The following is a 14,493-nucleotide window of genomic DNA, read 5'->3' as shown; positions in this document are numbered from 1 at the left end:
AAAGTTGACTGAACTGCCGGAATTGACCGGGGCTCGTTGCCGAGCAGGTAAGCGAGGACATGGCCTGCCGAACGGCCTGGGCAAGCTGTCGAGGTCCGACCGGGCTACATAGCCGAGCTCCGGCCATCCCATGCCAAGGTCGCAACACCGACGGCGACTCCGGGTTCGCGGTCGAACTCGGTCAAGAGCCAAGTCGCGCGCCCGGTTGGCAGGAGAAGCTTCACGACGGGCTCGTGATCAAGCTCGGGCTGTTCAACCTCGCGGGCAACGCAATTCGCTTGGTGATGGCGCTCCAGGCGGGCGTCATTTCTGCAGGAAGGTGAAAGAGGATCTCGTTTCGTCTCGATGACGGGATGGGCGTATTTCGCGCGCGACAGGGGGAAGTACGATCCGATGTCATTGAGATGGGCAACCAAGGCCGCGACCAGCCTGATCGAGAGCTGGCCACCGCGCCTCCATCGCTAGCCCGCTCGCAATCGTCCGGTGGCGGCGTGGTGCTTACCTCAACGTAACGAATTCGGACCGGCCCGGCATCTGGCGATGTCATGCTTTGTGCGCGATGTTGCAACCAAGTTCGAATGTCGCGGCGCCAGCAAAGTAGAATGTCGCATGGCGGTGGGGACGGCCACAACGGGAGCGCGCGACTCGCGGCCGACCTGCATCTCGGCAACCATCTCCAGGGCGGCGTCCAGCCGCTTGTTCTCGACGATCGCCGAACGGTGAACCGAGCGCAGCTCATCGAAGGCTCTGTAGGGCAGGGCGACACCCTCATGCATGATCTCGAGACGGCCATCAGCATAGTCGCAGACGACCACCTTCTTGCAGGCAAGCTTCTTCGCCAATTCGGTCGGGTGGAGAATGAACATCACCTTATCGTAACGCAGCGTCAGAGCCTGCGTCAGCGTGCGGACCTCCTTGCGGCACAGGGCCATCAAGAATGCGGTTCTTGGAGGGACGGCCACGCGCCTTGTGGCGAAGAGCCGGCGCGCCTTCAGATTGAAACGTCTTCATTAGCCGCTGGACTTGCCTGGCCGAGACGCCGAGCAAAGGCGCTCGCGCAATGCGGCGAGCGTGGCGATCTCATAGAGCCGGCGATCAGGCTTCTGCTGCCCAAAGATCAGTTTCCGATCGGTTGGACTGAGATGGCTGGCCGGAACACGCTCGGGCAGTGCACCCCGTCCCTCCGAATGAAGCCTTCGGAGCATCGCAATGGCTGTGAGCAAGGAGTCGTGGCGGCGCGCTGAACGGAACGCAAAGGTCGCCAGGAACGCCGACGCATATTTGATGACGCCACTATGCTGCTCGGCCGCCAAGACCAGCGGGGATGCCTCATTTTCCTCGACCATTGCTGCAAGCTCCGGCTTCATCCGAAGCAGCCGGTGCCAACCGACCTTCTGATCGACCACCTCAAGTGCGTCCTGACCCCTATCGTTGGCCGATTGCAGCGCCGATATCGTATCGAGGAAAAGACGCAGGGCCTTGGAGGTATCTGTCCGATGGTCCATGTGCCGCCGTTTCTTGCGGCTGTGCGCCTGGGAGAACAGCCGTCCGATCAGCTTGATGAACATCGTCACGGCGTCATCGGTTAGCTTCTCGCCGAGCTTGATCACCTGCGCGACGATCAGGGCGTGACGACGGCTCGCGTTGAAGTCGTTGGCCAGCCACGCCGGCGTGGAATTGCCCTCACGGACCATCTGGTCCCACCGCCCGGGAGCCACGCGCGCCCGTAAACCGGGATCGATTCCAAGCGTGCGCAGGAATGCAATCCGCTCGGTCAGTCCTATCAGATTTGAAGCCGCGGGCGCTTCCGGCGCCGACCGCAACCAATGGAAGCGGGTCTGACTGATCGCCGCATCAACCTCGAGCAGCTTGTCGAGCGCCTGCAGCTTCTCAGGGGCCAGACCTTCGATAAGCGCTTCCTCCGCGCGGCGGCGAGCTATGGCACGAGCCGCAAGACCCATTCGCTCGATGATCTCTGCCGCGGGCAACAGTGCTCCGCGTTCTCGCAGCGTGGCAACGATGGCATTCACAATCGAAGCGCCGCTGTCGGACATCGCGGCCGCCTCCACTGCCGTCAACAGCGCGGCGCGACGATCCTGAGCTGTCGCGCTTCTGACGCCGAGGCAGATCATCAGGCGCGCAATGTGATCGCGACGCGTTTCTTCCCGGCGGGCATAGGTTGTGAACACAGTGGGATCGGCGCCGATCTGGTCGGCGACATATTTCAGCATCGCGCCGGGCGGAATTTCGCCTGCCGCCAGCACCCGACCTGGATGTCGCATCACGCAAAGCTGAACAGCGAAGCCGAGCTTATTGTGCTCGCGCCTGCGCAGGTCGATCTCGAGGCGATCAGCCGCGGACAATGAATAGTGTCGGATCAGGCTGTCCTCATCAGCCGGAATATCGAAAAGCTCCCGTCGATCCGGAGCTTTGAGAATCTTGCGCCTGGCCACTGCTCAACTCCGCACACAACACCAACTGCCGCTGAATGTTGCCGAGCAGACTGGATGTGGAAACAGCAGCTATTCTGCTGCGACGGTATCCACTGGGATCAGACGTCGCGCCCCGGCAATCGTGAGACCAAGCAAGCTCAGTTCATGCTCGTTCGCCCTTAGCGTACGATTTTGAGCAGCTCTTGTTCTGACCCCACATATGCGATTTTGGCCAACTTGCGGAACGATCCGAGAACGTCACGGCTTGTTCTCCTTGGCTTGGAGGAGCATGGCGACGTTTTCGGCGGCAAATTTGAACCCTCTGCGGTCGGGAATTCGCTCAGCGGAGATCGGGTAGCGTGGCCGCTTTGGATCGATGCCGGTGATCCGGAACCGTTCGCTTCCGGTGCGGAACTCGCGTCCGAAGTCCGAAGGGGCCAATCCGAATTGCTCTGCCAAGAACTCGAACCTGTCTTTTTCGAGATTGAATGCGGTGCCGTCGGAAGCGGGAATGCTGACGCGGAACACGGGCTCGAAGAAGAAGCCGGTATCCGTGCCGTGCCATCCGGCGCCCTCGATGACCAGGCCATGGTCCTCAGCGATCTTCTGGCAGACTTCGAGCATGCGGGTCTGGATCTCTTCGCATGTCGCTGGCGTCAGACGGGTTATGAGCCTGCCCTTCGTCATTTGCCCTTCCTCACCTGATAGACAGTACCGCGTGAGACGCCGAGATCGCGGGCGATTTGTGTTGGGCCCTGACCCTGTTTAAGCCTTTGCTGGATCGCGTCGCGGTCGATTTTCGGCGGCCGGCCCTTGTATGTGCCGCGCTTCTTGGCGGCAGCGATTCCCTCCGCCTGGCGCTCGCGCCGCAGATTGGTCTCGAACTCGGCAAAGACACCAAAGCATGTCAAAGAAGGCCTTACCGGCGGCGGTCGACGTATCGACAGGTTGTTCTGTCGCGGAGAGATGCGCGCCCTTCGTCTTGAGCTTGTCCACGATCATCTGCAGGTCGCGCAGCGATCTGGCCAGGCGGTCAATCCGGGTGACGACAAGCGTCTCGCCAGCATGAATGAAGTCGAGAATGGTGTTGAGTTGCGGACGGCCTTCCAGGGTAGAGCCGCTCTTCTGCTCCTCGCGAATGACCTCGCAGCCGGCGGCCTTGAGCGCGGCGATCTGCCCGGCGAGGTTCTGGTCGGTGGTGGAGGTGCGGGCGATATCCAATGCGGGTCATGCAAGCTGTTCATTTTGGGTGTGCCGGCGCGATGCTCTGTTCATAACGACGATTGAGCCCAAAACAGGCTTTCCGGTTGCGACGTGTTCATGGCGGGTGTTCAGGCCGGGTATACCCAAATTAGAACACGCCCATCGGTTCCGGCGGTCAGTTACGCCGTCGTCGTGGTTTCAGCTTTCTGGTAACCTCCGCCACCCACGCGACTGCACCGGGCGTGGCCTGCCAGGCCTGGCCGTTTTCGTCGACGTAGTCAGCTGCCTCATCCTCGCCCCCCAAAGTGATATAGCCGTCGATGGAAGCAACCAAAGGCTGCTTGCCGGAAAGGACGCCAGGCGTCGTGCCCACGAATATCACCATCCTGCCACTGCCGCCGAAATCACCGGAGCTCAACCCGGTCGAAAACCTCTGGCTCGTCATGCGCGAAAACTGGCTGTCGAACCGCATCTTCAAATCCTATGACGATATCGTCGCCCATTGCTGCGATGCTTGGCGCAAGCTCGAAAACCAGCCTTGGCGCATCATGTCCATCGGCCGAAGAGAATGGACAAATGGGTTCTGATCAGTGAGGAAGCGTATTATATTACATATGAAACGTAATATTAATTCAATGAGTGGGAATTGAGTGATAGAAAGAAATAGATACTAGTGATCGTTAGCAAGCACTAATAGAAGATATCGCGCGCGAGTATTTGGAACATGCTCAGTGGCAGGAGAGCGACTTCCCCATATGAGAGGAACGCGATGTATTTTTGGCTGAGAAATCCATTCTTATCCAAATAAATATTGCGTCAATCGCCGATTAGCGAGATGCGTTTGCAGTAATTGTTATTACTAAGTACAGAAGCTGGCAAGCTCTCTTCTAATACACACCGTTAATTGCGCCTCCGGTGAGCAGCAATTGTTATGCTGTGGCCAGCGTTCCAATTTAACGGGGGAGGCATTCTGAGGGCGGCCACACTAGATCTCAAGAAATATAGCTATCACCGGAGAGCGGTATGCTGAACAATACCATCGCAAGAAATTCATTGCCGAGTATCGATCTTCTGTATGATTATGGACCGTTCTTGCGATTGAGCGAGTCTGAAGGTGGTATTGGGAGCTTTGCTCAAAACAGCCGGCGCCCGCGGGTTGGAATTGTGGGCGCCGGCATCAGTGGCTTGGTGGCGGCGACTGAACTTTTGCGCGCCGGAATAACGGACATCGTGCTATTTGAGGCGCGGGATCGTATGGGTGGGCGGGCTTGGTCACAAATCTTCGACCCGCGCGAACCGCATCTCATTGCCGAGATGGGCGCTATGCGCTTTCCTTCCAGCGCAACCTGCCTGTTCCATTATCTGGACAAATTGAGGATAGATACCGCAGCTTCCTTCCCCGATCCGGGCATCGTGGACACCGAGGTGCACTATCGAGGTGCGCGTCATTTATGGCAGGCCGGCGAGTCTCCGCCGCCACTGTTCAGACGCGTTCATCAAGGATGGCAGGCTTTGATAAGCGACGGTTACGTGCACGAAGGGATTCAACTGCCCGCACCGGCGAAGATCACAACTTTGCTTCGGTCGCATCGCTTTGACCAAGCTCGTGACGCATGGCAGGCCTGGCTAGATTCGTTTCGCGACATCTCCTTCTATTCGGCCCTCGTCACCATCTTTACCGGACCGCAGCCACCAGGGCGCGTACCTTGGAAAAGGCCGGAAGATTTTGAGCTTTTCGGATCGCTGGGGATTGGATCTGGAGGCTTTTTACCTGTGTACCAAGCCGCGTTTACTGAGATGCTGCGTCTAGTAATTAACGGGTACGAGGACGATCAGCGCCTGATTATGGGAGGGATCTCCCTGTTGGTGAAACGGTTGGCTGAACAGGAGCTTAACGGTGTGAGTTTGCGGCAGCGTGTCCGCTACGGTCATGTAAGCCGTATTTACAAACAGGGCGGTCAGATTCTCGTGACATGCGCAGGAGGGCAGGTCGTGCCTTTTGACCGCGTCATCGTCACTACCAGCAATCGAGCTATGGAGCTGGCCCATCGTCTCACGGCGGATGGAACCTTTCTTACTAACGAAGTTTTGCGAGCGGTCAGAGAAACTCACCTTACCGGCTCTTCCAAGCTGTTTATGCTGACGGAAAACAAGTTCTGGTTAAAAAAGGGCTCGCCGACAACCATCTTGTCAGATGGCCTTGCCAGAGCGGTTTACTGCCTAGACTATCAGCCAGATGATCCGGATGGTAAGGGCGTGGTGCTGTTAAGTTATACATGGGAAGATGATGCTAACAAAATGCTTTCCATTCTGGACAAAAAGGAACGGTGCCAGCGTCTGGTCGATGATCTGGCCACCATTTCCCCTGATTTCGCCCGTCATCTAGTCCCGGCTAACGGTGACTATGAACGTCATGTCCTGCAGCACGATTGGCTGATGGATCCATATTCAGTAGGTGCCTTCAAGCTCAATTATCCTGGTGAAGACATCTATTCAGAACGGTTATTTTTTCAATTCGCTACCGCAAAAAGACCGGAAGAAGACACGGGCTTGTATCTCGCAGGATGTGGATGCTCCTTTACCGGCGGGTGGGTCGAGGGCGCGGTACAAACGGGCTTGAATGCCGCATGTGCTGTTATCCGCAGCAGTGGCGGCCAGCTCTTGAGCGGTAACCCTATTGATTCGATGAATTCCGCTTATCGATATTGAGAACCGGTAAATTTAGCGTTCTTTAGAAAAGGCTTCTTAAATGTTTGCAACGTCCACACTCGAGGAGATTTGCAATCAAATACTTGAACCGCGCCGGGTTTTGGCAAAGGCATCGAGGCACTCTCCTACAAACCGAACGATTGACCAGGATGCCGTAAGTTCATTGCCTTTTGGGCCGGCGGTTGCCGTGAGGAGGAAGCGTCCCAAACCTGCAAATCTCCCGTGCTGTCGAAGGCGAGAGATTGGCAACACGAGCAGGAGCGACATTCCTACTTTGCCAGATCCGGACATTTTAACTTAGCTGCTACGGGTCAAAGTCGCATAAAAGGGCAGACTGGAACGTCAGTCTACAGACCGCTTGCCTGCAGAGCTCTGCGCATCTTGTGCTTTGGGAGCATAGCATAATTGCACGTTCTCATCGCCTGGCAACTTCATCATTGACGTCACCGTGGAGAGCGAGAGAAGACTGACCCTCCACCGCTTCATCGTGGACAGCTGCTCCATGAACACGTCGCTCCCTTGCATCGAACCGCCTCGCTAAGGTGGATCAGTAGTCTATCGTGGCGTTATTTCAGCAGCCTGCTAGCCTAGGCGCTCGCCGCCAGGTGCGGGCGACGCCGGCATCAACCGGCGGGCAGATGCGCCGAGGGCAACAAGCGCGCCTGACGCAACGCCGCCAGATCAGCCGAGCCGGTGCAGAAGCAGGCGACGGCCAACTGGCGGATGACGATCTCGAAATGCGCGACAACCGCCTCGGTGGACACCGTCGCCGCGCGCAGCACGCCGGCCGCCTGCCCGGCGATGTCCGCGCCCAGGCGGATGGCCTTGGCCACGTCGACGCCGTCGCGGATCCCGCCCGACGCGATCAGCTTCACCGTTGGCAGCGCCCGACGTACCGCCTGCATGCTGGCCGGGGTCGGAATCCCCCAATCGGCGAACGCCATCGCCACTGCACGGTCGGCGGCATCGCGGGCGCGGTCGCCCTCCACCGCGGCCCAACTGGTGCCGCCGGCGCCGGCGACATCGATCACCACCACGCCCGCCTCGACGAGCGCACAGGCCGCCGAGGCGGACAGGCCTGCCCCCACTTCCTTGGCCACGATCGGCACGCCCACGCTGCGCGCGGCGCGAGCGATCTGCGCCAGGACGCCGCGCCAGTCGCGGTCGCCCTCCGGCTGTACCGCTTCCTGCAGTGGATTGAGATGGACGATGAGTCCGTCGGCCTCCAGCGCATCCACCGCCCGGCGCGCCAGGTCCAGGCCGTCGGCCTCGCGCAGTTGCCCGGCGCCGATATTGGCCAGCAAGGGAATGTCTGGGGCCAGGCGGCGCAGCGCGTGCGTCAGCCCCAGGGAGTTGCGGGATTGCAGGCTCACGCGCTGCGAACCGACGCACATGGCGATCCCCAAGGCTTGCGCTGCCTCGCTCAGATGCCGGTTGATGGCCTCGGCGCGTGGCATGCCGCCGGTCATGGAGCTGATCAGCAGCGGCGCGCGCATGGTCTTGCCCAGCAGCGAGGCGCGCAGGTCGATCTGCGTCAGGTCCAACTCGGGCAATGCGCAGTGTTCGAAACGGATGTACTCCCAGCCGGCGGCGCCCGTGGCCGGCGCCGTCCGCCGATCCAGCACGATGTCCAGATGGTCGTCCTTGCGCCGGCTCAGGGCGGTGTCGCTCATGCTCGCTTCATCCGTCCCATCGGGCGACGGCGTTGCGTCGGATCGGACCGCCGGCAGCGCGGGCTCGCCGCCGCCTCCCGCGCGTTCAGGCCGGCGCACGCTGGCTTTCCCCCGCAGCGTCGCTGCGGTAGCGGCTGGTCGAGGTCTGGTAGTACTGCGCGCGGATGGCCGCCATGGCCTCGATCAACGGTCCCCACGGCGCGGGAAAGCGTTCTTCCGCCATCACCCGGTGCAGCATGCGCGTATGGCCGGCCAGCTCGTCGTTGAGGAACTCCACCACAGGCAGAGCCGGATAGCGCTGCAGCAGCAGGATCGCCGCGTTGTCGGCCTCGCCGGCCGACCTGTCCTTGTCGCGTCCATGCAGATCGTTCTGCAGGCGCCCTATCGCGGAGATGAGCCGCAGGACCTGGCGAAACGCCGGACGCGCGCGCAAGGTCGCCATGTCCAGCCCCCACAGCAACGACAGGCAACAGAACACGTTCGCGTAGGCGATCGAATCGATGCCGTTGTGCAGGTACTCGGCGTAGGACCAGCGTTCCGCCCCTGCCGCCTGCGCGTGTCCGGCGCGCAGCGCCGCGCAGTAGCACCGGGTATCATCGAGAAGCCGAGCATAGTCGCGACGATCGTAGGCGAGCGCGGCCAGCGAAGCGCGCAGCACAGCGCAGCCCTCGAATCCGGGGAGCGCGCACGGCACGCCCTGCGCCAGCGCCTGCTCCACCGCGGCGAGCTGCTCCGGCGCGATCAGGCCAAGGTCGTTGCAATCGTCGAGCCAGAACAGCAGCGCCAGTTCGCGATAGAACGCCACGATCAGCGTTTCGTCCTGCGGATCGCGGCCGGTGCGGGCGCTGGTGTCGCGCAGGCTCGGGTGGATGCGCTGCAGGATGTACTGGCCGCCCCTGACCGCCTCAACGGCATGCTCGTCGTCGAACCCGGTCAGGGAACGCCCCCATTCCAGCACCTGCTGCAGCGCCTGTTCGGTCTGGATCATGGCGCCGCTCCTGCTCCCTCGGCTACGACGCGCCGCCCCCAACCAAGCGCCAGCCACAACCCGGCGAGTTCGGCCACGCGCACGACCCGGGTGGGGCAATACAGTTCCTTGCCGATCCACAGCGGCGTCCGCGGCAATGCATGCGCCGCATGGCGGACGAGCATCCATTCCAGCGCACGCGCCACCGCCTGCGCGATGCGCCGGCGCCCTGCCGGCTCTTCGCTCCCGTCCATCACGTGCAACGCGAACAGCGCATAAGCCGTTTCCTCGAATGTGGACGCGCGACCGGCGCCCCAGCCGCCGTCGTCGCGCTGCGCCTGCAGCAGCGCCGCCAGCGCGCGCTCGTCGCGCCACTGGGGCTTGCCTTGCGCCAGCGCAGCGACCGCATGCGCGGTGGGATACAGCCAAGAAACGTGCCATTTTTCGTTGTCCCATAGACCGTGCGGGTTGCGATTGGCGTCGACGTAGGCGCTGGCGCCGGCGGCGGGCTTTCCCAACAGTCGCAACGCATGCAGGGCATGGATGTTGGTCGACACCGAGGCATTACGCTCGCCGGGGAAGGTGACGAAGAGCTCGCCGATTTCGAAATGGCGCAACGCATCGACCGCCGGGTCGCGGCCTGCAAGGCGCAGGACGCACAACGCAACGGCGGTGTCGTCCCCATCGGCCGCGAAGTCCAAGGCCGGGCCCAGACCGCGCACGCCCAGGCGGGCGTCGAGCTGCGCGACGATCACGCGCACCGCTTCGGCGAGCGCGGGATGCGCGAACAGCCCGGCCAGATGCAGGGTGTACAGCGACCAGCATGGCTCGAACACATTGATCGGCCAGACATTGGGAACGACACCTTCGATGCCGCTGCGAGTCGCCCGCGATGCCGCCTGCAGATACGCGTCGGCGCGCCCGACCTGCGGCGTGCTCCCCAGTGTCATGGCGTGCGCACGCCACGCGGCGGTGGCCGCCGGACTGATGCCGATGCTGCCGTCGTCATCCGGGCATGCAGTGGTCGGCGACGTCCCCCAGGCTTCCCAGGAGTGCAGCAACGGATGGCCGCTCGGCAACGTCGCCATCGCCCCGAGCTTGACCAGGCACGCTTGCCGCAACGGCAACAGCGCCGGGTGGCGCGGAAACGCCACGCCGCCGAGCAGGGATGAAGCCTCGCCGCACAACTGCGGCAGGATCAGCTCCGCGCCGATCGGCGCGTCTTCCGGCACCGCATACGCGTAGGGATCGGGCTGGCGCTCGAGGAACCGGGTTGCAGCGTGGACTGAGTCGGCAGCGCCGGGAAGAGGATCGGCACGCTGCAATGCCAGCAACGCCGCCCACGTGGGCGCATGGCGGAACAGCGGGAAGTCCGCGCTTCCCCATCCGCCATCGGGCTGTTGCTGCGCGATAAGCCACGCGTATGCGTCCTGCCGACCGGTGACGTTGCCGTGGAACTGCAGAGCTCGCGCCGTGTCGTAGACGGACGGACCGACGCTGCCGCCGTCACTCATCTCGCTCAGCAGGTGGCGCAATTCGGAAAGGATCTGTTCGGACAGCGCATCCACGCGGGATGTTCCTTCTGCAGAGGATTGACGAGAACCAGGATCGGGCAGACGCCGCACGTCGCCGCGGCCCCGTCGCGGCCCGGCGCATGGGCAGCGCCGGACGGCCTCCCTTCTCCGGCGCGGCGACGCGCCCCGATGCTGGCGCCGGTCCGCCGCAGAAGCTCGCGCGCAGCGCGCCGCATGCGCCGCGGGCGTGCTGGGCAACCGCTGCGATCGGCGCCGCGGACTTGGACGCAGTGCAGCATGCACCGCTGCCGCCGGCGATCGCAGCGGCACAGGGGCGACTCCATGCGCACGGGCGCGCTCATGCGCATGGCGCGTGTTTGAACAGATACGCGTTGGCCCGCTGCAGCATCTGCGCCAACCGTTCCGCACGCGGCCCGAGCGGGGCAATGGCCTCCCCCGCGTCGCGCAACAGATCCAGCGCGAACTGGCGCGCTGCCCGCAGCCCCATGATCGACGCGCAGGTCGGCTTCTGCGCCGCCGCGTCCTTGCCGGCGGTCTTGCCCAGCGTCGCGGTATCCGCGGTCGCGTCGAGAATGTCGTCGACCACCTGCAGCGCCAAGCCGAAACAGGCGCTGTATCGATCGAGCGCACAGTACAGCGCAGCGTGCGCGGCATCCTCCGCGATGGCGCATAGCGCGCCCATGCGAACGGACGCGCGCACTAGCGCTCCGCTCTTCATCCGGTGCATCGCTACGATCCTGTCCAGCTCAACGTGCTTTCCGACCAGCGACAGATCCATGGCCTGCCCGCCTGCGGCACCCTCGGCGGACACCGCCTGCGCCAGTTCGCGCACGAGCGCGACACGGTTGTCGCCCGGCGGATCCAGGCTCGCCAGGGTCAGGAAGGCGTGCGCCTGCAGCGCATCGCCGACCAGGATCGCAGTGGCTTCGCCGAACTTGACGTGCACGGTCGGAATGCCGCGGCGAAGCACGTCGTCGTCCATCGCGGGCAGGTCGTCGTGGACCAGGGTACAGGCATGCATCATCTCGATGGCGGCGCCGACGTCGTCGAGCATGTGCGCCGGCGTGTCGGCCAGTGCGCCGGCAGCCAGACAGAGCAAGGCGCGCGTGCGCTTCCCGCCATGCAAGGTGGCGTAGCGCATCCCCGCCATCAGCTCGGTGTCACTGTCGCCTTCGGCGCAGAGAAGACGCGCCAGCGCCTGTTCGACCCGCTTTGCGCCGTCCTGCATCCAGATCTCCGGCAGCAGCCTGCCGGATGCGCCGCGCGCCTGCGCGCCCGATCCGCCGAGCGCGGAAACGCCGGTTCGGTCGTCGTGTAGCGTGGAACCGGTCTGCATGATGTTCATGTCCTTGTACCTGATAGGAGACGGCCACGCCGGGCGGCGAGCCGCCGCGGTGTTGCCGGCGTCGCACCGAGCGCACGCACCGAGTGAAGCAATGCCGCGCGTCGCCGGAGCCGCTGCCTCGCCACACGGGGCATGCGATGCCGGCTCATGAGAATCCGATGCGGATTTTCATGGACGGATGTGCGGTCGGGTAATAGCGCCGGCCTTTTTCGACGCCGCTCAGCAACCGCGGCCGCACCCCGGCCTTGTGCATGGTCAGCGCCAAGGCGATGCAGAATTGCACCATTTCCAGCCATACCAGGTGGTAGCCGATGCAGACGTGTGGGCCGGTACCGAATTGCAGCATGTCCACCGGCCGGATAGGCTCCGTGCGTTGCAGCCACCTCGCCAGACGGAACTGATCAGGCGCCTCGTGCAGCAGCGCCGAGGTCGAGAAATGCAGCAGCGGGATGCACAGATGGGTGCCCGCGGGAATGCGCCGTTGTCCGAGTTGCAATTCGTGCAGCGCGCGGCGCGGCAGGAGCGTGGTCGCCGGATGCACGCGCAGCGTCTCCCGGAACAGCGCCTCGGCGACCGGACACTGGGCCAGGTCCGCATGCCGGGTCGGCACCGCGCCCACGCGTTGCGCCTCCTCGACCAGGGCGTCCCACAGCACAGGCTGCCGCGCCAGCTCGATCACCATCCAGGCCATCGTCGAGGCGGTGGTGTCGTGACCGCCAAGCAGCAGCAAGCGGATATTGGCGACCAGGACCTCATCGGAGAGCGCATCGTCGCTGCGATCGAAGGTGCTCACCATGTCGTTGATCAACCCGGTGCGCGCGGCATGCGAGCGCGCGTCGCGGATGAACTGGCGCAACTGCGCGTCGATCCAGTCGCGGGCGGCGCGGCCGCGCCGCAAGGGCAGTCCGGGCAGGTCGATCGGGGGCGCGACGATCAACTGCAGCAGTTGCCGGTACTTGCGACGCCATCCCGGCAGGTCTTGCGCGGGGATCCCCATGAGGCTGAAGATGAGCTTGAGCATCAGGTCGCCGGTTTCGGGCAGGATGGTGACGACGCCGCGGTCGCGCCACGCCTGCACCCGCTCTAGGATGACGGGCGCGAACAGCTCGCCGATGCCGGCCTGGGTCAGCCCCTTGGGCAGGAACGCCGCCTTGATCGCATCGCGCGCCTGCCGGTGCGCGCCGCCGTCCTGGGCGACCAACGTTCCGCCAAGCAATTCGGGCGCGATCTCTTCGATCAGCGCCGAGGACACGTCCTTGTGCCGGAGTAGTGCGAACGCATCTGGATCCGTGCAGGTCATCAGGTGTCCGGCAGGGCCGAAATCCAGCCAGAAGTGGCTGCCCAGCATCCGTTCCGCGCGCCGCAGCAGGCGCGGCAGGTCGCAGACGATGACGGGAAGATGCCCGACCAGGGGGAAAGCGCCGGGCACGACCGGGATGTTGTGCCGCAGCCGATGCCGACGGTTCAGCGGGTTGAGCAGCATGTCCATCAGCAGCGCGGCGCCGCGGCCGCTTCGGCGGTGTCGCCGGCAGGCCGCACGGCGCGGCTGTTGCCACCGTCGGCGTACGTCGGCACATGCGCCAGCATGCCGCCGTCGATGCACACGACCTGGCCGGTGATGAACGCAGCATCGTCGGAGAGCAGGAACGCCACCAGCCCGGCCACGTCCTCGGGGCGGCCGACGCGCGGCAGGAGCTGGTGCCGGCGCAGATGCCGTTGCATGCGCTCGTCCAGCTTGGCGAGGAGACGCTCGGTCATGATGAGACCCGGCGCAACCGCGTTGCAGCGGATCTGCGCATGACCGTACTGGGTGGCGAGCGAGGCCGACAGCATGTTCATCGCCGCCTTCGACGCGGCGTAGGACGTCTGCGCGGTGTCACCGCTGAGCCCCTGGCACGACGACATGTTGACGATCGCGCCACCGCCGCGGGCGATCATCCGTGGGATGGCCTGTCGGCAGCAGAGCAGCGTGCCGCGCAGATTGATCGCCATGGTCTGATCCCATACCGCCAGGTCCAGGTCGAGGATCGCGCGGTCGCGCGGGGTCAGATGCATGGCGCTCGCGTTGTTCACCAGCAGGTCGACCCCACCGAAGTGCCGCTCCGCCGTCTCGAACAGCGCTGCCACCGCCTGGGCATCGGCGATGTCCATGGCCAGGGCCAGCGCGTGGCCCGCTTCGGCCGCGATCCGCGCGGTGCAGGCGAGGGCCGCCGAGCCATCAATGTCGGCCACCACCACTCTGCCGCCCTCGCGCGCGATGGCGAGGGCGCATGCCTTGCCAATGCCGGCGCCGGCGCCGGTCACCACGGCCACCTTGCTTTCAAACCGTCTCATCGTGTCCTTCTGGATTGCGTTGGTCTTTCGCGGCATGCCGCTCGGTTTCCGCCGGAGAAGGCGCAGGGTCGGCGCTGGCGCGCTCGCCATGGCCAGCGTCGGTTTCGATCACCCGAATGGCGGCGACCGGGCACTGGCTGGCCGCGAGCCGCACGGACGCGTGCAGCGACGGCGGGACCGTCGCCATGCACACTTCGGCCACGCCGTCTGGTTCGCGCTGGCGAAAGGTGCCCGGCAGCGTCAGCACGCACTGGCCGGTGGTTCCGCACAGATCCTGGTCGACCACGACGCGCAT

General features: G+C 63.8%; 12 protein-coding genes and 5 pseudogenes. 3 read left to right on the top strand and 14 right to left on the bottom strand.

Annotation, left to right across the window (positions count from 1 at the left end):
• The 7 genes and pseudogenes from AC0L2Y_RS22970 to AC0L2Y_RS22940 form a co-directional block, all read right to left on the bottom strand.
• Positions 1–416: pseudogene (locus tag AC0L2Y_RS22970) on the bottom strand (DUF2958 domain-containing protein); the annotation flags it as partial.
• Between the two features lie 222 nt (positions 417–638).
• Positions 639–929, bottom strand: a pseudogene (locus tag AC0L2Y_RS22965) (ISNCY family transposase); the annotation flags it as partial.
• Positions 871–1,011, bottom strand: a complete 141-nt coding sequence (locus tag AC0L2Y_RS22960) for a hypothetical protein (RefSeq protein ID WP_473482450.1) — start codon at positions 1,009–1,011, stop codon at positions 871–873. The gene AC0L2Y_RS22960 and the pseudogene AC0L2Y_RS22965, both read right to left, overlap by 59 nt.
• Before the next feature lie 26 nt (positions 1,012–1,037).
• A pseudogene (locus AC0L2Y_RS22955) lies at positions 1,038–2,453 on the bottom strand (DUF4158 domain-containing protein); the annotation flags it as partial.
• Between the two features lie 237 nt (positions 2,454–2,690).
• Positions 2,691–3,119 carry a hypothetical protein gene (locus AC0L2Y_RS22950; RefSeq protein WP_473506271.1) on the bottom strand — a complete coding sequence of 143 codons (429 nt, stop codon included), beginning with the start codon at positions 3,117–3,119 and terminating at the stop codon, positions 2,691–2,693.
• A pseudogene (locus tag AC0L2Y_RS22945) lies at positions 3,116–3,663 on the bottom strand (recombinase family protein). Before AC0L2Y_RS22945 ends, AC0L2Y_RS22950 begins: the two are co-directional and overlap by 4 nt.
• 147 nt (positions 3,664–3,810) lie before the next feature.
• Positions 3,811–4,008, bottom strand: coding sequence for a hypothetical protein (locus AC0L2Y_RS22940; protein WP_473559640.1), 198 nt, complete (start codon positions 4,006–4,008; stop codon positions 3,811–3,813).
• On the opposite strand from AC0L2Y_RS22940, the pseudogene AC0L2Y_RS22935 reads away from it, so the two are divergent.
• From AC0L2Y_RS22935 to AC0L2Y_RS22925, 3 genes and pseudogenes are all read left to right on the top strand, one after another.
• Positions 4,001–4,222 (top strand): annotated as a pseudogene (locus AC0L2Y_RS22935) (transposase); the annotation flags it as partial. The gene AC0L2Y_RS22940 and the pseudogene AC0L2Y_RS22935 sit on opposite strands and share 8 nt — an antisense overlap.
• Before the next feature lie 106 nt (positions 4,223–4,328).
• Entirely contained in the window at positions 4,329–4,394 is a 66-nt protein-coding gene (locus AC0L2Y_RS22930) for an isopentenyl transferase family protein (protein ID WP_473559656.1), read from the top strand.
• Positions 4,395–4,658: 264 nt separating this feature from the next.
• Positions 4,659–6,344 carry an NAD(P)/FAD-dependent oxidoreductase gene (locus AC0L2Y_RS22925; RefSeq protein WP_473506272.1) on the top strand — a complete coding sequence of 562 codons (1,686 nt, stop codon included), beginning with the start codon at positions 4,659–4,661 and terminating at the stop codon, positions 6,342–6,344.
• Between the two features lie 623 nt (positions 6,345–6,967).
• Here AC0L2Y_RS22925 and fni read toward each other — a convergent pair.
• The 7 genes from fni to AC0L2Y_RS22890 form a co-directional block, all read right to left on the bottom strand.
• Complete coding sequence (fni, locus tag AC0L2Y_RS22920) at positions 6,968–8,017, bottom strand: type 2 isopentenyl-diphosphate Delta-isomerase (RefSeq protein ID WP_473506274.1); 1,050 nt, start codon at positions 8,015–8,017, stop codon at positions 6,968–6,970.
• A gap of 85 nt (positions 8,018–8,102) precedes the next feature.
• A complete protein-coding gene (locus tag AC0L2Y_RS22915) occupies positions 8,103–9,005 on the bottom strand; it encodes a terpene synthase family protein (protein WP_473506276.1) in 903 nt (300 codons plus the stop codon).
• Positions 9,002–10,552, bottom strand: a complete 1,551-nt coding sequence (locus AC0L2Y_RS22910; protein ID WP_473506278.1) for a hypothetical protein — start codon at positions 10,550–10,552, stop codon at positions 9,002–9,004. Before AC0L2Y_RS22910 ends, AC0L2Y_RS22915 begins: the two co-directional genes overlap by 4 nt.
• A gap of 304 nt (positions 10,553–10,856) precedes the next feature.
• Positions 10,857–11,855, bottom strand: coding sequence for a polyprenyl synthetase family protein (locus AC0L2Y_RS22905; protein ID WP_473506314.1), 999 nt, complete (start codon positions 11,853–11,855; stop codon positions 10,857–10,859).
• Positions 11,856–12,009: 154 nt separating this feature from the next.
• Positions 12,010–13,353, bottom strand: coding sequence for a cytochrome P450 (locus tag AC0L2Y_RS22900; RefSeq protein WP_473506280.1), 1,344 nt, complete (start codon positions 13,351–13,353; stop codon positions 12,010–12,012).
• Complete coding sequence (locus AC0L2Y_RS22895) at positions 13,353–14,198, bottom strand: SDR family oxidoreductase (RefSeq protein ID WP_473506316.1); 846 nt, start codon at positions 14,196–14,198, stop codon at positions 13,353–13,355. Before AC0L2Y_RS22895 ends, AC0L2Y_RS22900 begins: the two co-directional genes overlap by 1 nt.
• Positions 14,185–14,493, bottom strand: coding sequence for a ferredoxin (locus AC0L2Y_RS22890; RefSeq protein ID WP_473506282.1), 309 nt, complete (start codon positions 14,491–14,493; stop codon positions 14,185–14,187). The genes AC0L2Y_RS22895 and AC0L2Y_RS22890 overlap by 14 nt, the downstream gene beginning before the upstream one ends.

The sequence above is a fragment of the Mesorhizobium sp. WSM4830 genome, assembly GCF_055811495.1.
Note: the sequence above shows the minus strand (reverse complement) of the source record. Positions and strands in the feature narration are given on the sequence as shown.